The organism is Metapseudomonas resinovorans, assembly GCF_002003485.1.
GTDB lineage: Bacteria > Pseudomonadota > Gammaproteobacteria > Pseudomonadales > Pseudomonadaceae > Metapseudomonas > Metapseudomonas resinovorans_D.
Genome location: NZ_BDMA01000020.1, coordinates 63,009 through 89,124, shown reverse-complemented (window position 1 = coordinate 89,124; position 26,116 = coordinate 63,009). Strand labels below are relative to the sequence as shown.

The following is a 26,116-nucleotide window of genomic DNA, read 5'->3' as shown; positions in this document are numbered from 1 at the left end:
GCATGGAACAGCAACTGTTGGAAGCTCCGACCCTCTGGGCACTGCTGCAGCGCCGGGTGGTGCTTAGCCCTCAAGCCATCATGCTGATCGACGGGCATCGACGTCTGCGCCTGACGTTCGCTCAGGCCCTGGATATCTCGGCGCGCCTGGCAGCCGGCTTTCAGCAGCGTGGCATTGGACCCGGCTCTGTGGTGACCTGGCAGCTACCCACCGGGATCACTGCGGTGATGACCGCTCTTGCGCTTGCGCGCCTGGGGGCCGTGCAGAATCCGATCATTTCGCTCTATGGCGAACGCGAGGTGCGCTGTGTGCTGGAGCGCAACCGCTCGGACTTCTTGCTGGTCCCCGATGCGAAAGAACGTGATTTCCCGGCTATGGCCCAGCGCATTCGCGACAGCTTGGAGAGTCCGCTTCAGATAATCGTGATGTCCGGCGACCTGCCCCAGGGCAAGGCGGTAGACCTTCCGCCAACACCGGAAGATGGCGAGTCAGTGCGCTGGGTCTACTACACCTCGGGCACTACTTCGGAGCCTAAAGGGGCGTGCCACAGCGATCAGACGCTGATGATCGGTGGCCGGAACCTGGCGCGGGCCATGCAAGTCGGACCCGCCGATGTGGGGACCGTGGCTTTCCCCTACGCCCATATTGGCGGCGCCATGTACACCGCCATGCTGCTCTCCAGTGGCATGAGTGCTGTGCTGCTGGATAGGTTCCAGGTGGCAGAAGCGGCGGCCATCTTCCGCCAGTTCGGTGTCACCACAACGGGCGGCAGCACTGCCCACTACGAAGCCTTGCTGGCGGAGCAACGCCGCCAACCGGGCGAGCCACTGATACCATCGCTGCGCCTGCTTTGCGGCGGCGGCGCGCCCAAGCCGCCAGAGCTCTACTACCAAGTGAAGGCCGAACTGGGCTGCGTGCTGACCCACAACTACGGCATGACCGAGGTGCCGCTGATCTGTGCCGGTTCCCCCGGCCATGGAGACGATCAGTTGGCCTTCTCCGAAGGTCTGCCCGTCGAAGACATAGAGCTGCGCATCGTGCGCCCGGACGGTAGTCTTGCTGCCGTGGGGGAGAGCGGCGAAATACGAGTACGCGGTCGTGGCGTGTTCAAGGGCTATACGGACAAGGCATTGGAAGCGGATGCGTTCGATGCTGATGGCTTCTTCCACACCGGCGACCTCGGCCTGCTGCGCACCGATGGCCGGGTGACGCTGACCGGGCGCCTCAAGGACGTGATCATCCGCAAGGGCGAGAACATCTCCGCGCGGGAGCTCGAGGATATCCTCTACGGCCATCCCAAAGTGCGCGCAGTCGCTGTGATAGGCCTACCCGACGCCGAGCGGGGAGAGCGGGTCTGCGCGGTAGTCGAGCCTGCCGAGGGCCAGCCGCCGCTGGCGTTCGAGGAAATGGTCGCCTACTTCTGGGCTAGCGGGATCATGGTGCAGAAGATCCCGGAGCAGTTGGAACTGGTGGATCGCCTGCCGCGCAACGAGACCCTGAACAAAGTGCTCAAGCATGTCCTCAGGGAGCGCTTCGCCAGCTGAAGCATCAGGGGCGGTGGAATCCCAATGATCGTCCGGTAAATGGGGGCCAATTCATCCGCGAATGAACTCGCCCCCACGCAGAGCGCAGGTCCTCAGCTTATCGCCTGTACCACCGCATCGCTGTCGCACACAGTACTGTACAGGGGCAGCAAGTTGCGCAGGATGAATTCGTGGCTCTCTGCCGAGGCGCCGGCGATGCAGTCCTCGGGGACCACCACCTGGTAGCCGAGGTCCGAGCCGCAGAGAGATAGCCCGGAAATCGCCACATTGGTGGACACCCCAACCGCTACCAGCGTCTGCACGCCCATGTGGCGCAACATGGCGTCCAGTTCGGTTCCGTGGAAAGCCACCAGGGCAAAACTGCGAGCATGGACGATATCCGTCGGGTGGGGCTGCAGTTCTTCCACCGCCAGCACGTCCTGGCTGCCCGCGATCATTCGCTGATCCTTGACCGAGCGGACGATGATCGCGCTGGTGCGGGGCAGGTCGGGGTAACCTGGTCGATGCACTACGTGTAAATGAATAACCGGCAGTTCTGCATCCCTGAAGCACTGTGCCAGGCGGGCGATGCGCGGCACGATGCTTCGCGCCGCGGCTTGTTCGGCCAGGCTCTGGAACGGTGACAGAGCAGGGTCGATTACCCCTTGCTGGCATTCACTGATCAGCAGCGCAGCGCGCTGTCCTTTATCCAACCCTCTGAGCATGGAACCTCCAGTTTCTACGTGTTGTTGTCGAGGCGAGCCTATTCCAACGCATTGACTTGTTGCTTCCCTGAGGCATTATAGCTGATAGTTTATCAGTTATTAAGCGACGAGAAAGCTGAAATGAATGATGATACTGGTGTGGTGCAACTGCTCAAGGACTCGGCTAATGACTACTTGGCTGGCAACCACGAGCCGGCTCGCCTGCGTGGCTGGATAGGGCGCGTACGTCCCCTCGAGCGCAGTCTGTGGCAGGGCATGTCCGACCTTGGCTGGACCTCGGTCATGCTGCCTGAACATTTGGGTGGAAGCGGACTTGGCCTGCGAGAAGCATGCGAACTGGCAGAAGTGATGGGGGAACGGCTGCTGGCCGAGCCTTTCGTCGCCTGCTGCGTAATGCCGTCGGTACTGCTGGAGGCCGCATACGCCAAGGACGCGGCCAATGGCGTGGCGCAGCTCGCCGACTGGTTGCAGGCGGCTGAACGCCCGCTCGCGCTGGCCTGGCAGGAAGGTGCCGGGCTACTGGAGCCGGGCCTGCCGACCTGCAGCGTCGAGAATGGTGTGCTGAGCGGCAGCAAGCAGTTCGTTCTTGGCTGTGAGGCCGACTCGGTGCTCTTGGTGTCCGCTCAGCTGGAGGGCCAGTTGGCCTTGGTGGCGGTCGCGGCTGATGCTCCTGGTGTCTGCATTGAAGCCTTCGCGGCTGGCATCGGCACGCAAGCGCACGTGCATTTCCAGCAGGCGCCGTTGCTATTCGCCCAACCGTTGCTACTGGGCGAGGGTGCTGAAAAGGCGTTGCGCCAGGCGCTGGCCGCCGGGCGCTTGGCCCTCGGTGCCGAACTGGCCGGACAGGCAGCGGGTTGTCTGCGCCAGACCATCGACTATGTCAGCCAGCGGGTTCAGTTCGAGCGCCCCCTCGGCGCATTCCAGACCGTGCAACACCGCTGCGTGGACCTGCATATTGAAATCTCCCTGGCGAACGCAGCATGGCGCCACGCCCTGACTTGTTATGAACGTGCGCCGCTATCCGCCGAGACCCTGGCCTCCATCAGCGCTGCCAAGGCTCGCTGCGCCACGGCGGCTCTGATAACCGGCAAGCAGGCGGTGCAGTTGCACGGCGCCATGGGCTTCGCCGAGGAAGTGGATATCGGCCTCTACCTGAGGTCGGCTTTGTTCGGCGCGGCCTGGCTAGGGTCGGTAGAGGCCCACCGTCGAGCCTTTGCCGCGGCGTATCCGTCCCTGCGTCAGGATCAGTTGGCCCGTGGCGACCGGCTGGACGTGGCTTTGAGCCTGTCCAGCGACCCGCGTGACTGGAGTGACGAAGAGTTTCGCCTGCGTCTGCGGCGCTGGCTGGAAGAGTATTACCCCAAGCACTTGAAGCAGAATGACAGGCGCCCGTTCCTGCGCCTGCGCGGTGATGACCTGTGCAACTGGCTGCGGCTGCTCGACGATCATGGCTGGCGTGCCCCTGCCTGGCCTCGAGAACATGGCGGCATGGGAATTTCCTTCAGCAAGCAGTGGATTTACCAGCAGGAAATGGAACGCGCAGGAGTAGGGCGGATCATCGACAACGGTGAAACCCAGCTCGGCCCGACCTTGATCAAGTGGGGCAGCGAGGCGCAGAGGGCCTATTACCTGCCGCGCATCCTGCGTTGCGAAGATGTCTGGTGCCAGGGGTATTCGGAACCGGGCGCCGGATCTGACCTGGCCAGCCTGCGCACCCAGGCGGTGCGCGAGGGCGACGAATTCGTCGTCAGCGGGCAGAAGATCTGGAGCACCCACGCCACCGATTGCACCCATATCTTCACCCTGGTGCGCACCGGCAAGTTCGAGAAGAAGCAGCAGGGCATCAGTTTCCTGCTGATCGACCTCAAGGCTCCCGGTGTGAGTATTCGGCCTATTGCCAACATTGCCGGCGAGAACGAGTTCTGCGAGGTGTTCTTCGACGCGGTGCGGGTGCCTGCCGAGAACCTGGTGGGAGAGTTGCACCAGGGTTGGAGCGTGGCCAAGGCACTGCTTGGCCATGAGCGTATCTGGCTGGGCAGTTCGGCCATGGCAGGCAGCGCGCTGGACCTGGCCGAGCGTCTGGTAGCGCAACTGCAGCTTTCGACTGATCGGGGCGTACTCGATCGCCTGGCCGGACTACAGGCCGACCTGCACGACTATCGCCTGCTCTACGCCCAGCTATGTGATCGCATCGCCCTGGAAGGCATAGAGCCCGGCGCCGAGGCTTCGGTGCTGAAGGTCTATGTCTCCGAGCTGTTGCAGCGGATCACCGAGTTCAACCTGGAAGTCAGCGGCGAGTACGGCGGCATTGTGGGCGATGTCCAGTTGGGCGATCTGCATACTGACCTGCACTGGCCTCTGATGATGTCCCGGCCGGTGACCATCTATGCAGGCGCCAACGAGATTCAGCGGGACATCCTGGCCAAGGCCGTCCTCAACATGCCCAATGCACCCCGTGGCTGAAGCGGCCATCTGGAGAACCTCATGAGAGAAGCTGTCATCGTATCCACCGCGCGTACCCCCATAGGCAAGGCCCACCGTGGCGCGCTGAACGACATCAAGTCACCCTCGATGACCGGCCATGTGCTGCTGCAGGCTGCTCTGCGCGCGGGCATTGACCCGGCCGAAGTCGAAGACGTGATCATTGGCGCGGCCATGGGCGCCGGCACCGCTGGCCGCAACTTGGCGCGCGCCGCCGCGCTACGTGCTGGAATGGGCGTGAACGTCGCCGGCTCCACTGTCGATCGGCAGTGCGCCTCCGGGTTGATGGCGGTGGCCATCGCCGCCAAGCAGATCATGGTCGATCAGATGGATATCGTGATCGGCGGCGGCTCGGAGAACGTCAGTGCTCTGACCCCCAGCTACCTCGAGTGGGCGGTACGTGAAAAGGACGAGGCGCTGGTGGAAGTCGTGCCACATGCCTACATGCCAATGATCGAGACCGCCGAGTTTGTGGCGAAGAAGTTCGGCGTCAGCCGCGAGGCACAGGACGTCTTCGCGCTAGAGGCCAATCGTCGCGCGGCAGCCGCCCAGGCCAGTGGCGTGTTCGATGAGGAAATAGTGCCTCTGCACGTCCGGCAGAAACTGGTGCACAAGGAAACCAAGGAGGTCAGCTACAAAGACTTCCTGTTCAGCAAGGACGAATGCCTGCGCCCCGATACCACGGCCGAAGGCCTGGCCAATCTCAAGCCGGTGCTGGAAGGTGGCAGTGTCACGGCCGGCAACGCCAGCCAGCTGTCCGATGGTGCCTCGGCCTGCCTGCTGATGGAGGCGCGACTGGCCGAACAGCGTGGCTTGCAAGCCCTGGGCGCCTATCGTGGCTTCATGGTTACAGGCTGCGCACCTGAGGAGATGGGCATAGGTCCGGTCACCGCCGTTCCCCAATTGCTGAAAAAGCATGGCCTAACCGTAGGCGACGTCGGTCTCTGGGAGTTGAACGAGGCTTTCGCCTGCCAGGCGCTCTACTGCCGTGACAAGTTGGGCATCGACCCTGCGCGTTTCAACGTCAATGGTGGTGGAATTGCACTTGGTCATCCTTTCGGCATGACCGGTTCGCGCCTGGTGGGCAGCGCGCTTCTGGAAGGCCGACGTCGTGGTGTGCGCTACGTGGTGGTAACCATGTGTGTCGGCGGTGGAATGGGCGCAGCTGGGCTGTTCGAAGTCTACGGCTGATTGCTTGAAGGGCTGGCCGGGCATCCACGAAACGGGGGTGTCCGGCCTTGTTCATTTCTAGGCGAGAAGGAAACCCAGAATGGCAGACTTGATCTTCCTCCACGGCGGTCAGCATGGATCCTGGTGCTGGGACCCTCTGATCGCAACGCTGTGTGCAGGTGGTCATAACTTCGACCGTATCATCCTGCTGGATATGCCAGGCTGTGGGCGCAAGCGTCATCGCGATCCGCAGGACGCGACGCTGACCTCCATCACTCGGGAGCTGAATGACGAGCTTCGAGCCCTCGGAGTGCGCGGTGGCGTCCTGGTCGGTCACTCCATCGCCGGTGTGCTGCTGCCGATGATGGCTGTGGATGCCCCAGCACTGTTCTCGCGCCTGGTCTACCTGACCACGGCCGTGCCGAAAGAAGGCCAGACCATCATGGAGATGTTGGGGACAGGACGGCAGGGAGACAATCCGGAGCAGGTGGGTTGGCCGGTTGATCTGGCGACCACGTCACCCGAGGCGCTTAGTGTCGCTATCTTCGGTCGGGATCTCAGTCCGGCACAGCTCGAATGGCTGCTCAACGAAGTCAGTCAAGACCAAACGCCACCCGCGGCTCAATTCGAGCCTGTGTCGAGGCGGGGTTACCGGGAGGTCGGGATAGTGGCGAGCTACGTCCTGACCTTACGTGACGATATCCTGCCACCACTCTGGCAGCGGCGCTTTGCCGAGCGGCTGGGGTGTGAGGAGGTGGAAGAGATCGATACGCCTCACGAGCCTTTTGTGTCCCATCCAGAGTTGCTGGCCGAGGTGTTGCGCCGATTTGCTTGAGCGGTGCAGGCGTCCTCTCAGCGATGCTTCGATATGTAGGGGGAGGGCCTGCTTGTTCCCCGCAAAAAAAACAAGGCATGGCCGGGCGAACCCGAGCATGCCTTGTGAAGGAGCACCCTCCAGCGGCGTTGGCGGGTGCCCGATATGCCCGGACAGCAATCGACGCCCGGGCTTGCACTCGTGCTCAGACGACGGCTGACCTCTCCTGGGCTGCCAGCTGCTCGAAGTGGTGCATGCTGCTGCCAAGGGCGCTGTTGATCAGTGTCATGCGTTTGAAGTAATGGCCGATCACGTATTCCTCGGTGACGCCGATACCACCATGCAGCTGGATGGCCTGGCCGCAAACGAAGTGACCGCTTTTGCCGATATGGGCTTTGGCCGCTGACAGTGCGCGGGTACGTTCGGCCGGCCCCTTGTCAAGGCTGGAGAGGGCGTAGTGAAGCATTCCACGAGACAGTTCAAGCTCAATCAGCATCTCGCTCATGCGGTGCTGCAGGCTTTGGAAGTCCCCCAGCAACTGGCCAAACTGCTTGCGGATCTTCAAGTAGTCACGGGTGATCCAGAGGGAACGCTCCATGACGCCAACCGCTTCGGCGCAGAGCGCCGCCGTGGCCTGCTCGATGCCATGGCGCAGGGCGGCCAGGCCGAGGCCGGCGACACCCAGCAGGTTCTTTTGGCTAACCTCCACGTTTCGCAGGTAAAGGTGGCTGGCCCAACGGTTGTCGATCAGGCGCACATCGCGACGTTCCACGCCCGGCGCTTTGGGGTCCACCAGGAACAGGCTGATGCCTTGTTCACTGTCGTGATTGCCGCTGGTACGGGCAGAGACGATCAGCAGTTCGGCGACGTTGCCCGCCACCACCGCGACCTTCTCGCCATTGAGGTGCCAACGCTCACCATCGATGGCGGTGGCACGGGTCTGCACCAGGGCCGTGTTACCTCGAGCTTCGGCTTCCTCGTGCGCCAGTACCGGCAGTACTTCGCCCAGGCAGAGCGCCTGGAGCAATGGTGCGGCCTTAGCGTCACGGGTAGCGACTAGGGTCTGGGCAGCCAGAACCGCCACAGCCCAGTAAGGCTCCACGCAGAGTACCCGGCCGATTTCTTCCATCACCAGAGCGGATTCGACTGCTGAGCAGTTCATCCCGCCGAACTGCTCCGGCACTGTCAGCCCCAGCAACCCCAAGTCGGCCAGTTGTTGCCAGTGGCCCGAGTCGAAGGAGCCCTTGCCGACCACCGAGGCGCGCTTGTCGAATGCGCAGTTATCCTCCATGAACCGGCGGACGCTGTTCTGCAACATGCTCTGTTCTTCGTTGAGTTGGAAATCCATGGTTCAGAGCTCCAGGAATGAACGGGCGATGATGGTGCGCTGGACTTCGTTGGCCCCGCCGTAGATGGTGGTGGCGCGGCGATAGAAGTAGTCGGCCATGATGCCGGGCGCGTAGTCAGGGCCTGGGGCCCAGGCTTCTTCGAGATTGGAGTCACCCAATGGGTCCGGGTAGACGTAACTGGCGTAGCACCCCAATGCCTCGACTTGCAGTTCGCCGATCTTCTGCAGGAGCTCCGAACCACGGATTTTCAGCAGCGAGCCCACCGGCAGCTTGCTCTGGCCACCGGCTTTTTCGTGCAGGGCACGCAGGGAAAGCCAGCGTAGGGCAAGTAGGTCGGTTTCCAGCTGGGCCAAGCGGCTGGCGAAACCAGGGCGATCAATCAAGCGCTGGCCATCGGCCTGTCTGAGATTGAGGAACTTGCGCAGCCGAGCCAGGTTGGCGTTGTTGCGCGGCCACTCGGCACTGAAGGCTCGCTCATTCTCCAGAAGGAACTTGGCGTAGGTCCAGCCCTTGCCTTCCTCGCCTACCAGGTTCGTCAGCGGCACCCGCACATCGTCGAAGAAGACTTCGTTGAGGCTATGGCTCTCGCCGATATCATGGATCGGGCGGATAGTCACGCCGGGTGCCTTACGGTCCACCAGAATCATGGAAATACCGCGTTGACGGGCCTCGGGGTCGGTTTTCACCAGGACGAAGATCATTTCCGCGGTCTCGACGAAAGAGGTCCAGATCTTGCGGCCGTTGATCACGTATTCGTCGCCGACGCGGTCGGCACGGGTGCTGAGCGAGCCCAGGTCGGAACCTGCGTTGGGCTCGGAGAAGCCCTGGCCCCAGTACACATCGCCATTGAGGATGCGTGGGCCGTACTCCTGTTTCATGGCTTCGCTGCCGAAGGTCATGATCACCGGGCCGATCATCTTGAACCCGGCGGTATCCACCGGCGGCGCGCCGGCGAGGATGCATTCCTCATCGAAGATGAACTGGCGTACTGGCAACCAGCCGGTGCCACCCCAGTGTTTGGGCCAGTTGGCGCCGGACCAGCCCTGTCGGTTGAGGATCTTCGTCCATTGACGGATGTCCTCGCGCAACGGGTGGTAGCCACGGCGGTTGCGCTCGGCCAACTCTGTCGGGAGGTTGTCCTTGAGAAAGGCGCGGACCTCCTGGCGGAAGTTTTCGTCTTCCTGATCCAGTGTGAAATGCATGGGTTCAGTCCTGTTTGCTGCGAGCGGTGGTTCCGCTCCTGTTATTAGCGGGAGTCGCATGCGCCGCCCGGTGGGGCGGCGCACAGATCAGCCGTGGCGTGGCCTCACTTGGGCGCGGCGTTGAAGGGGATGCCCTTGTCCGGCCGATGGTCCTGGGGTAACCCCAGGACCCTTTCAGCCAGGGTGTTGAGCAACAGCTCGTCGGTTCCGCCGGCAATGCGCAGACTGGGATCCAGCCAGGCGCGCGCGAAGTCAGTTACCGCATGCCCATGAGGGGCGAGTTGCGCACCATTGGCGCCCAGCATGTCCATGGCCATGGCACCCAGTGACTGTCGGGTGCGCCCTAGCAGCAGCTTACGGATAGCGCCCTCCGGTCCGGGAGCCTGACCGCGGGCGAAGGCTTCAAGGGCGCGACGGTGGATGGCACGCAAGCCTTGGCGCTCGACGAAAACTTCGGCGATGCGCGCGCGTACTTCGCCGTCTTCCAGCGCTGGCCGGCCGTTGAGACGGGCATTGCCAGCCAGGTCGACGAAATTTTCCAGGGTGGGGCCGTAACCGGACTCGTCGGTGACGGCGTAGCGTTCGATCATCAGCGTCTCGACCGCCACCTTGAAGCCGCCGTTGATCTCACCCATGCGTTGCTCGTCAGGGACGAAGACTTCATCGAAAAAGACCTCGTTGAGATCCTTTTCCTCGCCCAGGCGGTGAATTGGCTGGACGGTGATGCCCGGCGACTTCATATCGAGGAAGAAGTAGGTGAGGCCGGCGTGCTTAGGCAGGCTAGGGTCAGTACGGGCGACCACCACTCCCCAGTCGGCAATCTGCGCCCAACTGGTCCAGACTTTCTGGCCACTGAGCAGCCAGCCACCTTCCGTAGGCACGGCTTTCAGACGCAGGGAGGCGAGGTCGGAACCAGCCGAGGGCTCTGAGAACAACTGGCACCAGATTAGTTCACCGCGCACGGTGGCCGGCCCCAGTTTCTGTTTCCACGCGTCCGGCGCATAGCGCAGGAAGATTGGCAACGGATTGTTCAGGCTGATACTGAAGTAGACTAGGGGCAGGTCATAGCGCATTTCTTCTTCGCAGAAGATGACCTTTTCCAGCTCGCTACCACCTCCGCCGCCGTACTCGCGGGGCAGGGTGATGCAACCGTAGCCATGCTGGACTTTGTGGGCCTGCCAGGCACGGGCCAGGGCCAGGTCATCTTCGAAGGGCAGGCCGTGACGGGCCTGGCCCGAGTATCGGGGGGCGTGCTCGGCTAGCCAGGCCCGGGCGCGTTCGCGGTAGAGCTTGAGTTCATGATTCATGTTGTTCACCCCACCAGCGCGGTTGCGGATTCGAGTCCAAGATCAGCCAAGAGGCGTTCCCGCCAGTAGGCGAGGCTGCCCAGTTCCAGGGCCAGGCTGCGAGAGCGCCGGTAGAAGTGGTGGGGCATGGCTTCCCAGGTCACGCCCATGCCGCCGTGCACGTGGAGGTTCTCCTGGGCGGCCAGGTTGTAGGCGCGAATGGCGGCAATGCGCGCGGCGGAGGTCAGCTGCTGTCTCGTAGGCAGCTGTTGATCCCACGCATCCAGGGCGTCACTAGCGCAACCGCGGGCGATTTCCAGCAGGCAGTAGATTTCCGCCAGCTTGTGTTTGATGCCCTGGAAACCACCGATAGGCTGGCCAAAGGCGCGGCGTTCGCGAGCGTAGTCGCAGGCCATGTCGAGGCAGGCCTGAGTGCCGCCAATCTGTTCGAAGGCAGTGGCCAGGGCGGCAAGATTGCCGATTTCGCCAATCAGTTCGGCGCCGCCGAGAGGGGTGACCTCCGCCTGGATGAACTGGAGAATCGCCGTTGCACGGGAGTTATCGAAGCCTTCTACCAAGCGACGCTGCACGCCCGGCTGGTCCAGACGCACGAGGTAGAGTCCATTGCCGCGTTCATTGCCGGCCTGAACAAGCGCAATGTCGGCGACGGCAGCAAAAGCAGCCAGGGCCTTCTCGCCGTTGATACGACCATTGCGTACCTGGGCCGAACTGCTTCCACAGAGGCCGCTTTCGGCGGGATCGGCCAGCGCCAGAGTGGCGATGGTGTCACCGCTGGCCAGGGCGTCAATCAATGCCTGGTGCTCCTCCGTACCCGCGTGAATCAGGGCATGGGCGGCGAGGGTATTGCTAATGAGGGGCAGGGAGCCGGTGAGCCGACCCAGTTCTTCGCAGATCACGGCGAGGCCGCTCCAGCCGAGTCCCAGCCCTCCGGCACTTTCCGGAATGGCCACGGACGGCCACCCTTGCTCGACGGCATGGTGCCAGAGCACCCGGTCGAAGCTGCCGGGCTCGTTGAGCAGTGATTTCAGGTGCTCGGGTGTCGCCTGGTCCTGGAGCAGGCGTCGGGCCTGTTCGCGGATGCTGGCGAGGTCTTCAGCGTGATCGGCTTGCATGCGGACTCTCTCAGGCTGGAGTGAAGAGGGGGAGGTACACGTCCTCCGCTGCCTCGAAGACCACCTTCACCCGTTGGCCGATGAAGGCGGATTCGGGTGGGCAGCCAACGATGTTGGTCGTCAGTTGCAGACCTTGCTGCTCGTCGAGACTGACGATGGCGACGGTGTAGGGAACTTCCTGGCCTGGACTCCAAGGTTGGTGGTTGACGGTCAGGGCTTCGATCGTGCCCAGGCCGGAAACGGTCTCGGGGGCGAGATTCCGGCTCAGGCACTTGGGGCAGACGATTCCCGGCGGGTGCAGCCAGAAGCGGCAATCGGCACAGCGCAGGACGCGCAGCTGGCCGTCTGCACCGCTGGTCCAGAAGAAGCGGTTCAGGCTGTCCAGCTCGGGAAGGATTCGGTTCGAAGCAGTGCTCATGGGGTTCTCCAGGGGGGCGTTGGCGTTGCCTGAATCATGCGTCAGGTTTCGCCTAGCCATCTATGGCTCACTCGCTTGGGATTAAAACTAACACACTGTTATTTTTGTTGTATAGTTACTTCCAAGACAGGCGTCCTTCTAGCTAAGCCTGAATGATCGGAATCCCCTATGTCATCAGTGCTTCAGGCATTCTGCGAGGGGAATAATCAAGCTGACTATAGGTCAGCTATATAAGACGTAAGGAGGTTCATGAATGTCCAGTCTGGTCGTGGTTACGGGCGCTGCAGGCGCTCTTGGGCGCGCCGTTGCCCATGCCTTCATCGAGGCGGGTCATCCACTGTTGCTGGTGGATTGCAACGAAGCGGTTCTGCGCTCGGCCTATGAGGGGGTGACTGGCAACCTGCATTTCGTGGTGGCCGATCTGACCGATAGCGCAGCGACTCTGGCGGCCCTCGGCGGTGCCGTAGATGCACATGGTCCCGCGGCAGTTCTCTGCAATATCGCCGGTGGCTTTGCCATGGGTGTGGAAGTACACGACGCCGATGCCTCCGTGTGGGAGCGCATGATGGACATGAACGTGTCTACCACCTTGAATGCTTGCCGGGCTGTGGTGCCGAGCATGGTAACTGCTGGGCGTGGCAAGATCGTCAACGTTTCGGCGGCTTCGGCCAGCAGCGGCAAGGGGAGCATGGGTGCCTACTGCGCATCCAAAAGCGTTGTGGCGCGTATTACCGAGTCCATGGCCCAGGAGCTGCGGGAGCGGGGAATTAATGTGAACGCCGTTGCGCCCAGCATCATCGACACGCCGGCGAACCGTGGAGACATGCCGGACGCGGACGCCAGCAAGTGGGTGTCCACTCGCCAACTGGCGGACGTGATCACTTTCCTCGCCTCCGAACGCGCTAGCGCCATCCACGGTGCGGTGATCCCTGTGGTGGGACTGTCCTGATGGGCGGCGGAGTCCTGGTCATGCAGCCGGCGGATGGGGTCTGTCAGATCACCATCAACCGCCCCGAGCGGCGTAATGCGCTGGACGTGGCGACCTACTCGCAACTGGGGGCGGCATTGCTGGCGGCTGACCAGGACGACGCCATCAGAGTCATAGTGCTGAGCGGTGAGGGCAAGCACTTCACGGCTGGAAACGATCTGGCGGACTTCCGCCTGTTGAAGGACGCAGCGTCCGTGCCGGGCATCGACTTCCTGCGCATTCTCTCCGGACTGTCCAAGCCGGTGATCGCGGCGGTCGAAGGCTATGCCATCGGAATCGGCACGACCTTGTTGCTGCATTGCGACCTGGCCTATGCCGGCAAGGGCAGCACCTTCCGCCTGCCCTTCGTGGGACTGGGATTGTGTCCCGAGGGTGGTGCTACCTATTTGTTGCCACGGCTCTCGGGCAGCAAGGTGGCGAGCAACCTGTTGTTCTTTGGCGAACCTTTCCTGGCTGACCTTGCGCGGGAGATTGGCTTGATCAACGAAGTGGTCGAGGAGGGCGGGGCGCTGGGGGTGGCCATTAGACGCGGCGAGGCGCTGGCCCGACTGCCTGTCCAGGCGTTGAGGAAGACCAAGGCACTGCTGGCAAGTCATGGGCGCACCGAGTTGGACGCTGTAATGGCTGCCGAAGAACGTGAATTCCTGGCCTGTTGCTCATCGAATGAAGCCCAGACTGCATTCGATGCCTTTCTCAATAGATAGGAGTGCTTGAATGTCCGTTCTGCTGCGGCGCCGCGAAGGTGCCGTCGAGATTCTGACCCTCAACCGGCCGGCGCAGCGTAATGCCCTCAATCCGGATTTGATGGAGGAGTTGTCCTGCGCCCTTGAGGAAATCGAGGCGAGCGAGGAGGTTCGGGTCGTGGTGCTGTCCGCCGCCGGTGACAAGGCCTTCTGCGCTGGAATGGACTTGAAAGCCTTTGCCGAGGCTCCTTCGATGCAGGGATCGCGATCGACTTCCTGCTTCGAGTCATTCCTGGAGGGGCGCTATTCCAAGCCCGTAATTGCGGCGGTCAATGCGACGGCGGTTGCAGGAGGTTTCGAGTTGGTCCTCGCTTGTGACCTGGCAGTGGCGGCGAACAACGCAAAGTTTGGACTTCCGGAAGTGAAGTACGGTCTGTTCCCGGCAGGTAGTGGCGTCCTGCTGCCTGCACGAATTCCCTTGGCCATCGCCCTGGAGCTGGGGCTAACCGGGGAGTTGATCGACGCGGACAGGCTTCTTCAGCTCGGGCTGGTCAACCGTGTGGTAGAGCCGGCGAGGGTGCTTGAAGCGGCGCTGGAGCTGGCGCTGCGAATCGCATCCAATAGCCCGCTCGGGGTTTCGACGACCAAGCGGCTGATGTGGTCGTGCGCGCAGCAAGGTGTCGAAGCGACAAGGCCGGAACTGAAGGCGTCGATCCCCACGGTTTTCAGCAGCGATGATGCTCTTGAAGGGGCGTTGGCTTTTGCGGAGAAGCGGGTGCCTGTATGGAAAGGGCACTGACGTGCAACAGTACGTCACCCCGACTGGAAAAGTGCCGCAGCAAGTGATTGGCCTTGCCGCGCATTTCTTCGCTGACCGATAAGTCCTGTTCTAGCTGCTTCAAGAAGTCGTGGGCAGGCCAGATCCAGGAGCCGCGTACCAGAGACGGCTATGGGCAAGGCGAACGGTTAGAGGGATCTGCTCATCTTTGAAGCCCAGGTGAACCTGAAAGCTGCTCCTGTACCATCAGCATAACTCTGGCAGGTATCGCCGAAGCCACGCCCAGCCCTCCTGGTTTTTCGATTAGGACGGCTGAGCTTTTTCCGGTTTTTAAGCAGTGACGCCCAAATTACTGGGAAAGGGGACGGCTTTATATAGAGAACAGACCGTCCGCTTCTGGCCGAATGCAGTCGGTGGCAAACAATAGCTAACGGTCAGGAGGGGCTGCTGGTATCGCTGAAAGCCACCCATCAGCCACTGACTGAGTTGTCAGTCGTTCGTCACATTTCACTAGATTAAGGGACGGCTCTGTCGCGAGCCTTTCGGGCGCCCAACCGGAATTTAACTTCACATTTAATTTCACATTCTCTGCCCTGATCGGAAGCTGATAACCGATTTCCAGAAAACAACGAGTTGACAGCTGCTGACCGGGAGCTAACAAAGCAAGAGGCGCGGAGCGAGGTCGCTGGTGATGAGGGACCTCACAAAGTGAACAGCCTGTCCCAGTCTCTCCGGGCGAGCTCCCTACATGCCTTTAGGGCACCGCCAAAGCACCTTGAGGATGCCCTCGCCATCCGTGTCTCAGATTCGTACGTGATGGGAAGTCCATCCTGGTCGAGCAATGCGCCGCGAGCTCCGATCAGCAACGCATGAGCTCCAACGACATCATGTGCCGACACCGGGACAAGGGACGCGCCTGCGACCGCGTCGCCCGCGGCTACACGGGCAAGGCGGTAGGCGATGCTCGGCATTGGAATGAATTCGGCAGGTGCACAGAGTTCAGCATTGAGTTCTGGCCTTTTGGCAGCGGCGGTGCTCACCAGCACTTTGCTGCCAGGAGACAGGTCGAGGTGTTCCAGCCGGGCCAGTCCTATTCGGCCATTGCGGATGACACCGCCAAGCCCCCTTGCCCAGGAGATACAGTCAGGGCCGCGGTCTGAAGTAACTGGTGCGTAGACCACACCTAGAACAGGGACAGCGTTACGTAAAAGACCTACTGAAATCGCCGAGCCCTTTCGGCCCTGCAGGAAGTCACTTGTCCCATCATTGGGGTCGACGACCCAGCAGTACTCGTGATCGGTCAGGCGACTCCCGGTCTCCTCGCCCCAGAAATCGCAATCCAGAAGCACCAGAAGATTCCGGCGCAGCTCTGACTCTATCTCGGCGTCGACTTCTGCTTTATCGCCCTGGCCTCTTGGTCCGCCCAGGGCGGGCCCACTCTGCAGTCAGTCGCTCTCCTGCCGAAAGTACTTTTTCGGTGACTGGCCCCAGCAAGTCCAAGCAGTCCATAGAATCTTCCAGAACATGGCACTCGGTCTGATGAACGGAGCTTAATCGAGCTGGCCTGAATTGGCCTGGCCTTTACCCACAGCATTGAGTGAGATGGCACAAAACCGCTTCTGGCCGAAAGTAGCCGGCTCCGACGTCCATTTCAGAGGCCTGAGTTGTCAGTACGAGTGGAGCGACTCGCCAGTTTCTGCAGGAGTTCGTCGCCTGTGAGGAGTCGGCCGCTCTCGATGTCTTTGTCACCCATGCTGAGCAGCTTCACCAGTGCGATGGCCTCCTGGGTTTGTTGATACTGCTCGAAGGACTGAACGACCATCGTGGGAAGTCCGTTCTGGGTGATACAAAGCGGTTCGTCGAGATCCAGCGTTGCTGCGTGCTGCTTGAGGTAGCTGATCGTTTGGATACGCATTGGAAGAACCCTCTCGCGAAAGCAAACAGAAGTCTGAAAATAAACGGGATTTCAATCCAGGGCGCGCTCAACTGACAGCAGGATATTTCCATGGGTCGACCCCGCTGCCAGGGGCCATTGTCAGCACGGCGATGACCACTTTCTTTAGCTGTTAAGGCTGATTTAGCTGGACAGCTAATCATGCGTTTTTAGCTAATGACTCGGCCGAACGACGGAATCTGCTGGTAGCGAATCGGTCGGTCGACCGGGCCTTGTCGGCCAAAAGCGGATGGCTAGGACCACGCGGGTGAGATATCGCTGTGGGGTTCTAAGGGCTCCAGAGAAGCAACTGCCAGACCGTAGAGGTTGCGCTATAAATCTTCCAGATTGGCATTCAGAACTGAATCACCCTTAGATACAGCAACCAAGAAGGAACCTATGTCATTTAGCGACTACTGGAAGGGCCCAGAGCACCGGCAGCGGGCAGATGACCTGGATATCCAGCTTACCGACCTTCAGGCGCGCTATGCACAGCTGCAAGCGCTCAATAGAAAGATCGGGGCCATGGACGTCCTGGACGTTCAGCAGCTGATTGAGCAAGAGAAGGGAAAGCTTGCGGCTGTCCGCCAGGAAGTTCAGCGCGCGGAACAGGAGAAGGCGAAGCTTGAGCAACGCTCCTCCGAGCTACAAGGGGAGATCCTCGTATGGGAGGAGACGCTACTGCTGGAGAGCTTTGCGCTCTATGAGCCGAAGTTCAAGCTCAATGCCAGCCACGAGTACAAGTCCCGGTTGGACAGTGTGCGCGAACAGCAGAAGACAATGATCAAGGGCGGCACAGCAGCCACTGGGAACATGGCCTGGACGGTCAACGGCAGCCAAGCCCAAGGCCGTAAGCTCGTGACCGACATGATCAAGCTGGTGATCCGATCGTTCAACAACGAAGCAGACTACTGCGTGGACAACGTGAAGTTCGACAACGTCGAGCTGGGCGAGAAGCGAATTCTCAAATCGTTCGAAGCCTGCAATCGCCTGGGCAAGATTATGGACGTGGAGATCTCCCGGCGGTACCTGGCCCACAAGCTCGATGAGCTACACCTTGCCCACGAGTTTCAGATCAAGAAGCAAGAGGAAAAGGAAGAAGCCAAGCGCGCCCGCGAAGAGCTGAGGGAGCAGCAGAAGCTTGAGCAGGAGATTCGCGCGGCTCGGGAGAAGATCGCCAAGGAGCGTAAGCACTTCGCGACCGCTATGCGTGACCTTCAGGCTCGCCTGGACAAGGCAGTGTCTGAAGAGGAGCGCGCGCCACTCTTGGCGAAATTGGCTGAGGTTGAAATGGGCCGGGCCGCGTTGGAGAGCGAAGAGAAGCTCATTGACTATCGCGAACAGAATGCCAAGGCCGGCTACGTCTACGTGATCTCCAACGTAGGGGCATTTGGGGAAGGGGTTTACAAGATCGGGATGACTCGCCGCCTGGAACCGATGGACCGTGTTGACGAACTGGGCGACGCATCGGTGCCGTTCTGGTTTGACGTGCATGCGATGGTCTTCTCTGACAACGCCCCAGCGCTGGAAGCGAAGCTGCACGAACGTTTTGCCGCAGGTCGCCTAAACAAGGTCAACGGACGCAAGGAATTCTTCCGTGCGGACATTGCTGAGATCGAGTCGGTCATTCGAGAAAACTACGACGCTGCCGTCGAAGTCATCCACGAATCGCCAGCCGAGCAGTATCGCGAAAGTCTCCGCATGACACTGCCCACGGCCACAATCCTGCAATCAGAACGGGTTTCGGCACAAATCTAGCTTTACCGATTGGATGCCTCTGTACGGGGCCTTGGCTTTCTAGAGGCCTGGCCAATCACTTTTGACAATCCAGTAGGAGGGCTGCCAATTTGCTACAGAGCCTACCCCACATGTGGCCATCCGAAGGGCAACTAGTAGGGCGGTAAGTTGGTGTTGAAGCAAAAAAAGGCGAGATAAGAAGCTTTGCCGAGAGCCTTTCTTCAAGCAGTCCCTGCAACAGCACTTCGCCCCGGCTGGGATAGTGCCGCAGCAACTGGTTGGCCATGCCACGCATTTCTTCGCTGACCGACAAGTCCCGTTCTAGCTGCTTTAAGAACTCGCGGGTCTGTATGACTGCGCGGGTTCGCTCATGAGGCATCGTCATGCGACAACCTCCGCTAACCGATTCGTTTGCTTCAGGCAAAAAAACAAACCCCCTGGTGCGCAGTGCGGGAAAAATCCCGTCCGAGGCGTGGGGGTTATGGTCAGCTATTATCCTAGCCTAGGATCGTGAGGCCTTCTACTCGAGGCGACCAAGCGCTTCCACAGTGCCGACCTGGTCGGCTGCTCCCGATCCCTACTGTATCCGAGGATTCGGCCTCGACCGCCTGGTTTGGGCCACCCTTAGAAAACCTAGCGCCGCTGGCTTCCTAGCCAGCGGCGCTAGGTTTTCTCGATCCATCCGTTCCAGTTGTTAATGAAAAAGTTCCAAATCTTAGTGGATCACTTCGATTTTGTTTTTGTGTCCCCGGTCTTGGTTAAACTGCGTTTTTTCTTGGGAATCACGCACCGTGAAGTGGGACATCTTCTGCAACGTCGTCGACAACTTTGGCGACATCGGCGTGACCTGGCGGCTGGCTCGTCAACTGGTGGCCGAGCATGGCCAATCGGTGCGCCTCTGGGTGGATGAGCCCGCCGTCTTCGCGCCGCTCTGTCCCCAGGCCGACCCCGAGGCGGATAGCCAGTGGCAACAGGGCGTGGAGATTCGCCACTGGCGCCAGGACTGGCAGCCGGCCGAGGCGGCGGATGTGGTGATCGAGGCCTTTGCCTGCCAGCTCCCCGGTGCGTATCTGGACGCCATGGCCGCGAGGCCGGAAAAGCCCACTTGGCTGAATCTGGAGTACCTCAGTGCAGAGGATTGGGTGGCCGGCTGCCATGGCCTGCCGTCTTTCCAGGCCAACGGCCTGCAGAAGGCTTTCTACTTCCCCGGCTTCATCGAAGGCACCGGCGGGTTGCTGCGAGAGTCCGGACTACTAGAGCGGCGCCAGTCGTTCCTGACCGATCCTGATGCGCGGCGGGCCTTCCTCGAAGAACTCGGTGTGGAGCTGGATGGCGACGCGCTACTGATTTCGCTGTTCGCCTATGAGAATGCCGCCCTGGCCGGTTGGTTGGACGTCCTTGCGGCAAGCGATCGGCGGGTGCAATTGCTGGTGCCCGTCGGTCGGGTGCTGGCCGATCTCGCTGACTGGCTAGGCGAGGAAAAGCTGGCCGCAGGGGCCGAATTCCGCCGTGGAAATCTGGCTATCCAGGTCCTGCCTTTCGTCAGCCAGGACGATTACGACCGCATCCTCTGGTGCTGCGATTTCAATGCCGTGCGCGGCGAGGACTCCTTTGTCCGTGCCCAATGGGCCGGGAAGCCGCTGCTCTGGCACATCTACCAGCAGGAGGAGGGAGCCCACTGGGACAAACTGGAGGCATTCCTCACCCTCTATTGCGGTGGCTTGTCGTCGGCCGCGGCGGCTGCGCTGACCGAGAGCTGGCGGGCCTGGAACCGGGGAGAGGGTATGGGCGAAGCCTGGAATGGCCTACTGGCGCAGTGGCCGGAAGTCAGTCGGCATGCCGATCATTGGTGCCGGCAGCAGTCCGCGCGCACGGACCTCGCGACGGGTCTGGTGCAGATTTGTACAAAACCGCTATGATACGCGGCCAGTTTTTTGTCACCCATCCACATCGGATATTCGTATGAAAACCGCTCAAGAGTTCCGCGCCGGCCAAGTTGCCAACATCAATGGCGCTCCCTGGGTCATCCAGAAGGCCGAGTTCAACAAGTCCGGCCGTAACAGTGCTGTCGTCAAGATGAAGCTGAAGAACCTGCTGACCGGTGCCGGCACCGAGACCGTGTTCAAGGCCGACGACAAGCTGGAGCCGATCATCCTTGAACGCAAGGAAGTGACCTACTCCTACTTCGCCGATCCGCTGTACGTGTTCATGGACACCGAGTTCAACCAGTACGAGATCGAGAAAGCCGACCTGGAAGGCGTCCTGACCTTCATCGAAGACGGCATGACCGACGTCTGCGAAGCCGTGTTCTACAACGATCGCGTGATCTCGGTTGAACTGCCGACCACCATCGTTCGCCAGATCGCCTACACCGAGCCGTCCGTCCGTGGCGACACTTCCGGCAAGGTCATGAAGACTGCTCGCCTGAACAACGGTGCCGAGCTGCAAGTGTCCGCCTTCTGCGAAATCGGTGACTCCATCGAGATCGACACCCGCACCGGCGAGTACAAGTCCCGCGTCAAGGCCTGAGCCTTTTAGCGAGACAGGAAAAAGCCCGCGAAAGCGGGCTTTTTCGTTTCTGCCATTCCTACCTCAGGTGCTCCTTGATGGCCTCGCCGGCCTGTTGCATTGCGGCGCGCGTGCCGGGGACCTTGGCCAGTACGTTGAGCAGGCCGAAGTCGTGGATCATCCCGTTGTAACGCACCGAGGTGACCTCGACGCCAGCGGCGTCCAACTTGCGGGCGTAGGCCTCACCTTCATCCCGCAGCACATCGAACTCGGCGGTCTGCACCAGTGCCGGCGGCAGGCCTTTCAGCTGCTCGGTCGAAGCCTGCAGCGGCGAGGCGTAGATCTCGGCGCGCTGTTTCGGGTCAGTGGTGTAGCTGTCCCAGAACCACTTCATCATGTTGCGGGTGAGGAAGTGGCCGTTCTCGAACTGGTTGTACGAGGCGTTGTTGAAGTTCGAATCGGTTACCGGCCACAGCAGGGCCTGGAAGCGGATCTTCGGCGTGCCCTTGTCCTTGGCCATCAGGCTGACCACTGCGGCCATGTTGCCGCCAACACTGTTGCCGGCGACGGCCAGGCGCTTGCCGTCCACGCCGATCTCCTTGCCGTGCTCGGCCACCCATTTGGTGGCGGCGTAGGCCTGGTTGATGGCGGTCGGGTATTTGGCCTCGGGAGAGGGTGTGTAGTTGACGTAGACAGCCACCGCGCCGGAGTTGGTCACCAGATCACGGATCAGGCGCTCGTGAGTCGGGTAGTCGCCCAGCACCCAGCCGCCGCCGTGGAAGAACATGAACACGGGCAGTTCACCCTTGGCGCCTTCAGGGCGGACGATGGTCAGGTCGATCTTCTGGCCATCGGCGTCGATGGTCTTCGTGCTGACATCGGCTTTCGGCAGCTCCAGCTTCACACTGGCCTGTGCGCCTACCAGCACCGCGCGGGCATCCTTGGGTGCCAGGGTTTCCAGGGGTTGGCCACCGCCGGCGGCCAGGGCTTCGAGGAAGGCCTGGGTGTTGCGTTCGACGCCCGGGCTGCCAGCGGCGAACGCGTGACTCACGGAGAGGGCGAGAAGGCTGCCTGCGACTACGGTGCTGATCGATTTCATGGCGTGTTCCTCAGTCTGTTTAATTTGCTATCTAAAATATTGCGCGCTAAGTAAGTGCGTGAGGCAGAAATTAATCGCGATTTATTTAGTGCGCAAGATAAATGTTGGAAGACTTTGGAATAACACCGTGGAGATATGGGTATAAGGCCGTCAGACGGCCTTTCCCAGACTGTTGCGCAGTGACACGAGGTCTTCCTTGAGGACGGTCAGCTCATCCGTCGTACGTTCGGTCGCCGCGAGAATGCACGCCGGCACCTTCCTGGCCTTCTCCTGCAGGACACGGCCTTGCTCGGTAAGGCGCAGTTCCACCACGCGCTCGTCCTTGCTGCTGCGCGTGCGGGTGATGAAACCTTCGGCTTCCAGACGCTTGAGGAGGGGGGTGAGGGAGCCGGGATCGGTGAGCATGCGGTTGCTGATTTCACCGACCGTGATGCCATCGCCTTCCCAGAGCACCATCATGGCGAGGTATTGCGGGTAGGTCAGGCCCAGCTCCTGGAGAAGTGGCTTGTAGACCTTGGTCATCATCAGCGACGTGGAATAGAGGGCGAAGCAGAGCTGGTTGTCGAGCATCAGCTCCTTGCAGGTGGAATCGGACATGGTCGGTCTCCATGGGCAGTGATGGTGACCAATTTAGCGCGCAAGCCTTTCGTGGGCAAAATTCATTCTTCCCATCGCGCAGCAAGGTGTTCTCGCGTAGGCCACAATTTCCCGGTCAACCACTGCAAGGACTGCGTCATGGACAACCTGCAAAACCCCTATCAGGCACCCGCTGCGGAACTCACCGTCAACAGTGCCGCCGAACCTCTGCTCGCTTCACGCTGGACGCGCCTGGCTGCGGCGCTGATAGATGGCTTGATCATGAGCCTGGTGACCGTACCGGTGGCCTATTTCTCGGGCACCTTCGCCGCCGCCCAGCAGGGCATCGAACCGAGCCTGGGCCAGCAGTTGCTGAGCCTCGTGGTCGGGATCGCGGTGTTCCTGCTGGTCAACGGGCATTTCCTCAAGAACTTCGGCCAGACGCTCGGCAAGCGGCTGCTGAAGATCGCCATCGTCACCCTCGATGGCCAGGTCCCCGAACTGGGCAACCTGCTGCTCAAGCGATATCTGCTTTGGTGGCTGTTGGCCTATATCCCGGTCGTGGGCGTGCTGCTGGTGCTGGTGGATTACCTGTTCATCTTCCGTGGCGATCGCCGTTGCCTGCATGACCTGCTGGCAGGCACACGGGTGGTTCAGCTACCGCGTTGATCAGTCGCGTCCGAGGCCGCTCAAGGCGAGGTCCCAGGGCGGCACCGGGCCGAATCGACTCTTCAGGAATTCCAGAAACAGCCTGCTCCGCGAGCTGGCTTCCCCTTCCAGGCGTAGCGCATAGATGCCGCTGGGCTCCGGCGGCGGCAAGCCGTCTTCGCAGAACAGCGGCACCAGTTCGCCGCGCACCAGATGTTCACTGATGAGCCAGGTCGGCAAGTGGGCGATTCCGTGACCGGCCACGGCACTGAAAAGCAGGGTCTCGGCGTTGTTGGCCGTCATGCGCATGCGCCCCGGTCGAATGTGCTGGAGCTTGCCGTCCACTTCGAAGCGCCAGGCGTAAGGGGGCGCCAGCGCGTCCCAGTCGAGGCCGTCGTGGTCGGGCAGCTCGCGCGGATCGCGGGGGATGCCGCGACGGCGCAGGTAGTCCGGGCTGGCGCAGAGAATCCGCACCAGTGGCGCCAGCGGCGTGGCAACCAGGCGCGTATCGGCCAGCGGGCCGATCCGCAGTACCAGGTCTACCTGACCGAGGCTTTCGCCGTGCATGTCGATGAAGCTGTCGATCAACCGCAACTGCACATCGAGGCCGGGGTAGTGGGTGAGAAACTCCGCAATGGCCGGTGCCAGGTGCCGGCGCCCGAACGGGCTCGGCGCATCGATGCGGATCAACCCTTCCGGTGCGCTGCTCAGGGACACCGCTTCGGCGCGGGCCAGGCGCAGTTCCGCCAAGACCCGTTTTGCCCGTTCGGCAAAGGCCAGGCCAGCGGGCGTCGCTTTCACCGCATGGGTGTTGCGGACGAACAGATTGCTGCCCAGGGCGCGCTCCAGGGCATCGATGCGCCGCGCGACGGCAGAGGGTGTGAGCGGGTGGCGACGCGCCGCAGCGGAAAAGCTTCCGGCCTCCAGGACGTCGAGAAAGAGGGCCAGTTGCTCGGTCAGGGCATCAGGGTTCATCAGGTTTGCCTTTGCGAGATACGCAAAGCCATTGTGCGCCGCTGTGCGTTTCCGCGACAACCGGTCGCCGGTAGCATCCCTCTATCGACGCGGAGGTGGCATGGATCTTTTGGCTTTTGCACTGAACATCGCGCTGGGTGCCTTGCTCGGCACCGTGGGTGGACTTTTCGGCATCGGTGGGGGGTTGATCGCCATTCCAGCGCTGGGCGTACTCTTCGGCCTGGACCAGCAACTGGCACAGGGCACGGCCCTGGTGATGGTGGTGCCCAATGTGCTGCTGGCGCTGTGGCGCTATCACCAGCGCAACCGCATAGACCCGCGCTATGCAGTCCTGCTGGCGGCCACCAGTTTCGGTTTCGCCTGGTTGGCATCGTTGTTTGCGGTTCGGGTCGATGCGGAAAGCATGCGCCTGGCGTTCGTCGTCTTCCTGCTGGCGCTTGCCGCGTACAACTTCGCGCGGATGTTCATGGCCAAGGCCCAGGCCAGCGCAGAGTTGCGCCACCCTTGGCCTTGGCTCGGGGTGCTGGGCGGCATCGCAGGGGCTGCGGGCGGCCTGTTCGGCGTTGGCGGGGCGGTGATTGCAACGCCGGTGCTGACCAGCGTATTCGGCACCAGCCAGGTCATGGCCCAGGGTCTTTCGCTGGCGTTGGCCGCGCCGAGTACCGCAGTGACCCTCGCCACCTACGGTCTGCACGATCATGTGAACTGGGCGATGGGGCTGCCGCTGGCGCTGGGTGGCCTGCTCAGCATCAGCTGGGGAGTCCGCATGGCGCATGCCTTGCCGGAGCGCGTACTGCGTTCGCTGTTCTGCGCCTTCCTGCTGCTGTGTGCCGTGTTGCTTGTGGTCAAGTGACGCGTCAGATCCGGAAACCTTCGATGATGTGCTCGGCCAGGGTGTCGGTCACGGGCGACTGATTGCGCTCATTGCGCAGCAGCATGATGTTGCACAGCGGCAGCTGGGGCAGTCCCTCGCTCTCGTCGAGGATGCGCAGCTCCGGCGTGATCAGGCTCTGCAGTTGCGCGGTCACTGCCAGGCCGGCGGTCACCACGGCCATGATCGCTGACAGGCTCGGGCTGGTGTAGGCGACGCGGTACTCGCGGCCCATGGCGTCCAGCGCGTTGCAGGCCCAGGCGCGGCAGAAGCAGTCACTGTTGAACATGGCCAGCGGCATGGGCGATTGCTCGTGGGGGCTGAAGCCGATGGCTTCGGCCCAGACGAAGCGTTCCTGGCGCAGCAGTTCACCGATTTCATGCCCCGGCATGCGGGTGACGATGGACAGGTCCAGGTCCTGGCGCTGCAGCAATTGGGACGTGGATTCGCAATGCACCTCCACCTGCACCAGCGGATAGGCCTGGGCGAAGCGTGAGAGGATGCCCGGCAGGAAGCGCATGACGTAGTCATCCGGCGTGCCGATGCGCACGGTGCCCACCATGTGCGGCTGGCGCAGGGTGTTCATCACCTCGCCATGCAGCTTGAGTATGCGCCGCGCGTAGCCCAGCAATATCTGCCCTTCGGCGGTGAGTTTGACCTGGCGGCCGTCGCGCTCGAACACCGCGCGCTGCAGCACGTCTTCCTCCAGTCGCTTCATCTGCATGCTCACGGCCGACTGGGTGCGGTTGACCATCTCGGCTGCACGGGTGAAGCCGCCGTAATCCGCGATGGCGACGAAGGTGCGCAGCAATTCGGTATCAATGGATGGGTAGTTCATTCATCAAATCCTGAGATGCACTGCATCAGAAACATTCGTTGGATTGATCTTAGTCCTGGTTGGAAACTGGCGCCATCCCCACTGGGAGGACACCAAGATGAAAGGTCAACACGGTTTTATCGGTACTTCACATCACGCTGGGTACGGGCCTCATCAGGAAAGCTGGCTCGCCGCTGTCTGGCACACGGTAAGGCGCTGGGAGCAACTGGCGCATGAGCGCGAGCAGCTCCAGCGGATGAGCGATGCGATGCTCAAGGACATCGGTTTGTCCCGGGCTGATGTAATGGAGGAAAGTGAGCGCCATTTCTGGGAAGACCCGCTGAAGAAGTGACGCCTGGATGCGGCCCGCCAACGGTGAAGCGCAGGGCGGGCCGCACATTT

26 protein-coding genes are annotated in these 26,116 nt (G+C 61.5%); 13 read left to right on the top strand and 13 right to left on the bottom strand.

All coding sequences use genetic code 11. The features are described 5' to 3' along the window. Positions 1-2: 2 nt before the first annotated feature. Positions 3-1,544 (top strand): AMP-binding protein, encoded by a 1,542-nt coding sequence (locus tag MnOB_RS06325; protein WP_077523142.1) that lies wholly within the window; start codon positions 3-5, stop codon positions 1,542-1,544. Positions 1,545-1,636: 92 nt separating this feature from the next. Here the strand turns inward: MnOB_RS06325 and MnOB_RS06320 are convergent, their stop codons facing one another. Then, positions 1,637-2,248, bottom strand: a complete 612-nt coding sequence (locus MnOB_RS06320) for a cysteine hydrolase family protein (RefSeq protein ID WP_077523140.1) — start codon at positions 2,246-2,248, stop codon at positions 1,637-1,639. 120 nt (positions 2,249-2,368) lie between these two features. Here MnOB_RS06320 and MnOB_RS29515 point away from each other — a divergent pair, with 120 nt between their 5' ends. The 3 genes from MnOB_RS29515 (at position 2,369) to MnOB_RS06305 (ending at position 6,734) form a co-directional block, all read left to right on the top strand. Beyond that, positions 2,369-4,711, top strand: coding sequence for an acyl-CoA dehydrogenase family protein (locus MnOB_RS29515; RefSeq protein WP_107504034.1), 2,343 nt, complete (start codon positions 2,369-2,371; stop codon positions 4,709-4,711). 21 nt (positions 4,712-4,732) lie between these two features. Next, the gene (locus MnOB_RS06310) at positions 4,733-5,920 is read left to right on the top strand and encodes an acetyl-CoA C-acyltransferase (protein ID WP_077523138.1); all 1,188 of its coding nucleotides are present in this window, start codon (positions 4,733-4,735) and stop codon (positions 5,918-5,920) included. A gap of 79 nt (positions 5,921-5,999) precedes the next feature. After that, positions 6,000-6,734 (top strand): alpha/beta fold hydrolase, encoded by a 735-nt coding sequence (locus MnOB_RS06305; protein ID WP_077523136.1) that lies wholly within the window; start codon positions 6,000-6,002, stop codon positions 6,732-6,734. Between the two features lie 184 nt (positions 6,735-6,918). On the opposite strand, the gene MnOB_RS06300 is transcribed toward MnOB_RS06305, so the two are convergent. From MnOB_RS06300 to MnOB_RS06280, 5 genes are all read right to left on the bottom strand, one after another. Next, complete coding sequence (locus MnOB_RS06300) at positions 6,919-8,061, bottom strand: acyl-CoA dehydrogenase family protein (RefSeq protein WP_077523134.1); 1,143 nt, start codon at positions 8,059-8,061, stop codon at positions 6,919-6,921. A 3-nt stretch (positions 8,062-8,064) separates the two neighbouring features. Beyond that, the gene (locus MnOB_RS06295) at positions 8,065-9,264 is read right to left on the bottom strand and encodes an acyl-CoA dehydrogenase family protein (RefSeq protein WP_077523132.1); all 1,200 of its coding nucleotides are present in this window, start codon (positions 9,262-9,264) and stop codon (positions 8,065-8,067) included. Between the two features lie 104 nt (positions 9,265-9,368). Further along, positions 9,369-10,571, bottom strand: coding sequence for an acyl-CoA dehydrogenase family protein (locus tag MnOB_RS06290; protein WP_234358200.1), 1,203 nt, complete (start codon positions 10,569-10,571; stop codon positions 9,369-9,371). Between the two features lie 5 nt (positions 10,572-10,576). Further along, positions 10,577-11,683 (bottom strand): acyl-CoA dehydrogenase family protein, encoded by a 1,107-nt coding sequence (locus tag MnOB_RS06285; RefSeq protein ID WP_077523128.1) that lies wholly within the window; start codon positions 11,681-11,683, stop codon positions 10,577-10,579. A 10-nt stretch (positions 11,684-11,693) separates the two neighbouring features. After that, on the bottom strand, positions 11,694-12,101 hold the full coding sequence (locus MnOB_RS06280) for a Zn-ribbon domain-containing OB-fold protein (RefSeq protein WP_016492783.1): 408 nt from the start codon (positions 12,099-12,101) through the stop codon (positions 11,694-11,696). Between the two features lie 253 nt (positions 12,102-12,354). On the opposite strand from MnOB_RS06280, the gene MnOB_RS06275 reads away from it, so the two are divergent. From MnOB_RS06275 to MnOB_RS06265, 3 genes are read left to right on the top strand one after another with little or no spacing between them, the layout of a single operon-like run. Further along, positions 12,355-13,050, top strand: a complete 696-nt coding sequence (locus MnOB_RS06275) for an SDR family NAD(P)-dependent oxidoreductase (protein WP_077523125.1) — start codon at positions 12,355-12,357, stop codon at positions 13,048-13,050. Beyond that, positions 13,050-13,793: an enoyl-CoA hydratase-related protein gene (locus tag MnOB_RS06270; protein WP_077523123.1), complete on the top strand. Its 744-nt coding sequence runs from the start codon at positions 13,050-13,052 to the stop codon at positions 13,791-13,793. The genes MnOB_RS06275 and MnOB_RS06270 overlap by 1 nt, the downstream gene beginning before the upstream one ends. Positions 13,794-13,803: 10 nt before the next feature. Then, positions 13,804-14,571 (top strand): enoyl-CoA hydratase-related protein, encoded by a 768-nt coding sequence (locus MnOB_RS06265; protein WP_077523121.1) that lies wholly within the window; start codon positions 13,804-13,806, stop codon positions 14,569-14,571. 680 nt (positions 14,572-15,251) lie between these two features. Here MnOB_RS06265 and MnOB_RS06260 read toward each other — a convergent pair. Together MnOB_RS06260 and MnOB_RS06255 are read right to left on the bottom strand one after the other, a co-directional pair. Then, positions 15,252-15,899, bottom strand: coding sequence for an inositol monophosphatase family protein (locus MnOB_RS06260; protein WP_371579066.1), 648 nt, complete (start codon positions 15,897-15,899; stop codon positions 15,252-15,254). A 302-nt stretch (positions 15,900-16,201) separates the two neighbouring features. Continuing rightward, positions 16,202-16,465 carry a type II toxin-antitoxin system Phd/YefM family antitoxin gene (locus MnOB_RS06255; protein ID WP_077523119.1) on the bottom strand — a complete coding sequence of 88 codons (264 nt, stop codon included), beginning with the start codon at positions 16,463-16,465 and terminating at the stop codon, positions 16,202-16,204. A 417-nt stretch (positions 16,466-16,882) separates the two neighbouring features. Here MnOB_RS06255 and MnOB_RS06250 point away from each other — a divergent pair, with 417 nt between their 5' ends. After that, positions 16,883-18,241, top strand: coding sequence for an SNIPE associated domain-containing protein (locus MnOB_RS06250; RefSeq protein ID WP_077523117.1), 1,359 nt, complete (start codon positions 16,883-16,885; stop codon positions 18,239-18,241). A gap of 55 nt (positions 18,242-18,296) precedes the next feature. Here the strand turns inward: MnOB_RS06250 and MnOB_RS29405 are convergent, their stop codons facing one another. After that, on the bottom strand, positions 18,297-18,599 hold the full coding sequence (locus tag MnOB_RS29405) for a BPSL0761 family protein (protein WP_285797861.1): 303 nt from the start codon (positions 18,597-18,599) through the stop codon (positions 18,297-18,299). A gap of 412 nt (positions 18,600-19,011) precedes the next feature. Between MnOB_RS29405 and earP the strand changes: the two genes are divergently transcribed. Together earP and efp are read left to right on the top strand one after the other, a co-directional pair. After that, complete coding sequence (gene earP / locus MnOB_RS06240) at positions 19,012-20,139, top strand: elongation factor P maturation arginine rhamnosyltransferase EarP (RefSeq protein ID WP_077523115.1); 1,128 nt, start codon at positions 19,012-19,014, stop codon at positions 20,137-20,139. 43 nt (positions 20,140-20,182) lie between these two features. Further along, complete coding sequence (gene efp / locus MnOB_RS06235; protein ID WP_077523113.1) at positions 20,183-20,749, top strand: elongation factor P; 567 nt, start codon at positions 20,183-20,185, stop codon at positions 20,747-20,749. Between the two features lie 58 nt (positions 20,750-20,807). Here the strand turns inward: efp and MnOB_RS06230 are convergent, their stop codons facing one another. Then, on the bottom strand, positions 20,808-21,827 hold the full coding sequence (locus MnOB_RS06230; protein WP_077523111.1) for an alpha/beta hydrolase: 1,020 nt from the start codon (positions 21,825-21,827) through the stop codon (positions 20,808-20,810). 150 nt (positions 21,828-21,977) lie between these two features. After that, positions 21,978-22,424 carry a MarR family winged helix-turn-helix transcriptional regulator gene (locus MnOB_RS06225; RefSeq protein WP_077523109.1) on the bottom strand — a complete coding sequence of 149 codons (447 nt, stop codon included), beginning with the start codon at positions 22,422-22,424 and terminating at the stop codon, positions 21,978-21,980. A 138-nt stretch (positions 22,425-22,562) separates the two neighbouring features. Here MnOB_RS06225 and MnOB_RS06220 point away from each other — a divergent pair, with 138 nt between their 5' ends. Next, positions 22,563-23,072 (top strand): RDD family protein, encoded by a 510-nt coding sequence (locus MnOB_RS06220; RefSeq protein ID WP_077523107.1) that lies wholly within the window; start codon positions 22,563-22,565, stop codon positions 23,070-23,072. Here the strand turns inward: MnOB_RS06220 and MnOB_RS06215 are convergent, their stop codons facing one another. Continuing rightward, positions 23,073-24,026, bottom strand: a complete 954-nt coding sequence (locus tag MnOB_RS06215; protein ID WP_077523105.1) for a LysR family transcriptional regulator — start codon at positions 24,024-24,026, stop codon at positions 23,073-23,075. A 100-nt stretch (positions 24,027-24,126) separates the two neighbouring features. Between MnOB_RS06215 and MnOB_RS06210 the strand changes: the two genes are divergently transcribed. After that, positions 24,127-24,879: a sulfite exporter TauE/SafE family protein gene (locus MnOB_RS06210; protein WP_077523102.1), complete on the top strand. Its 753-nt coding sequence runs from the start codon at positions 24,127-24,129 to the stop codon at positions 24,877-24,879. Between the two features lie 4 nt (positions 24,880-24,883). Here MnOB_RS06210 and MnOB_RS06205 read toward each other — a convergent pair whose 3' ends face one another. After that, positions 24,884-25,735: a LysR substrate-binding domain-containing protein gene (locus MnOB_RS06205; RefSeq protein WP_077523099.1), complete on the bottom strand. Its 852-nt coding sequence runs from the start codon at positions 25,733-25,735 to the stop codon at positions 24,884-24,886. A gap of 97 nt (positions 25,736-25,832) precedes the next feature. Here MnOB_RS06205 and MnOB_RS06200 point away from each other — a divergent pair, with 97 nt between their 5' ends. Continuing rightward, positions 25,833-26,066 carry a DUF1127 domain-containing protein gene (locus tag MnOB_RS06200; protein ID WP_077523097.1) on the top strand — a complete coding sequence of 78 codons (234 nt, stop codon included), beginning with the start codon at positions 25,833-25,835 and terminating at the stop codon, positions 26,064-26,066. Positions 26,067-26,116 lie beyond the last annotated feature (50 nt).

Coding starts and splice junctions, on each gene's coding strand:
- MnOB_RS06325 (WP_077523142.1), top strand. CDS start 3: ATGGAACAGCAACTGTTGGAAGCTCCGACCCTCTGGGCACTGCTGCAG.
- MnOB_RS06320 (WP_077523140.1), bottom strand. CDS start 2,248: ATGCTCAGAGGGTTGGATAAAGGACAGCGCGCTGCGCTGCTGATCAGT.
- MnOB_RS29515 (WP_107504034.1), top strand. CDS start 2,369: ATGAATGATGATACTGGTGTGGTGCAACTGCTCAAGGACTCGGCTAAT.
- MnOB_RS06310 (WP_077523138.1), top strand. CDS start 4,733: ATGAGAGAAGCTGTCATCGTATCCACCGCGCGTACCCCCATAGGCAAG.
- MnOB_RS06305 (WP_077523136.1), top strand. CDS start 6,000: ATGGCAGACTTGATCTTCCTCCACGGCGGTCAGCATGGATCCTGGTGC.
- MnOB_RS06300 (WP_077523134.1), bottom strand. CDS start 8,061: ATGGATTTCCAACTCAACGAAGAACAGAGCATGTTGCAGAACAGCGTC.
- MnOB_RS06295 (WP_077523132.1), bottom strand. CDS start 9,264: ATGCATTTCACACTGGATCAGGAAGACGAAAACTTCCGCCAGGAGGTC.
- MnOB_RS06290 (WP_234358200.1), bottom strand. CDS start 10,571: ATGAATCATGAACTCAAGCTCTACCGCGAACGCGCCCGGGCCTGGCTA.
- MnOB_RS06285 (WP_077523128.1), bottom strand. CDS start 11,683: ATGCAAGCCGATCACGCTGAAGACCTCGCCAGCATCCGCGAACAGGCC.
- MnOB_RS06280 (WP_016492783.1), bottom strand. CDS start 12,101: ATGAGCACTGCTTCGAACCGAATCCTTCCCGAGCTGGACAGCCTGAAC.
- MnOB_RS06275 (WP_077523125.1), top strand. CDS start 12,355: ATGTCCAGTCTGGTCGTGGTTACGGGCGCTGCAGGCGCTCTTGGGCGC.
- MnOB_RS06270 (WP_077523123.1), top strand. CDS start 13,050: ATGGGCGGCGGAGTCCTGGTCATGCAGCCGGCGGATGGGGTCTGTCAG.
- MnOB_RS06265 (WP_077523121.1), top strand. CDS start 13,804: ATGTCCGTTCTGCTGCGGCGCCGCGAAGGTGCCGTCGAGATTCTGACC.
- MnOB_RS06255 (WP_077523119.1), bottom strand. CDS start 16,465: ATGCGTATCCAAACGATCAGCTACCTCAAGCAGCACGCAGCAACGCTG.
- MnOB_RS06250 (WP_077523117.1), top strand. CDS start 16,883: ATGTCATTTAGCGACTACTGGAAGGGCCCAGAGCACCGGCAGCGGGCA.
- MnOB_RS29405 (WP_285797861.1), bottom strand. CDS start 18,599: ATGCCTCATGAGCGAACCCGCGCAGTCATACAGACCCGCGAGTTCTTA.
- efp (WP_077523113.1), top strand. CDS start 20,183: ATGAAAACCGCTCAAGAGTTCCGCGCCGGCCAAGTTGCCAACATCAAT.
- MnOB_RS06230 (WP_077523111.1), bottom strand. CDS start 21,827: ATGAAATCGATCAGCACCGTAGTCGCAGGCAGCCTTCTCGCCCTCTCC.
- MnOB_RS06225 (WP_077523109.1), bottom strand. CDS start 22,424: ATGTCCGATTCCACCTGCAAGGAGCTGATGCTCGACAACCAGCTCTGC.
- MnOB_RS06220 (WP_077523107.1), top strand. CDS start 22,563: ATGGACAACCTGCAAAACCCCTATCAGGCACCCGCTGCGGAACTCACC.
- MnOB_RS06215 (WP_077523105.1), bottom strand. CDS start 24,026: ATGAACCCTGATGCCCTGACCGAGCAACTGGCCCTCTTTCTCGACGTC.
- MnOB_RS06210 (WP_077523102.1), top strand. CDS start 24,127: ATGGATCTTTTGGCTTTTGCACTGAACATCGCGCTGGGTGCCTTGCTC.
- MnOB_RS06205 (WP_077523099.1), bottom strand. CDS start 25,735: ATGAACTACCCATCCATTGATACCGAATTGCTGCGCACCTTCGTCGCC.
- MnOB_RS06200 (WP_077523097.1), top strand. CDS start 25,833: ATGAAAGGTCAACACGGTTTTATCGGTACTTCACATCACGCTGGGTAC.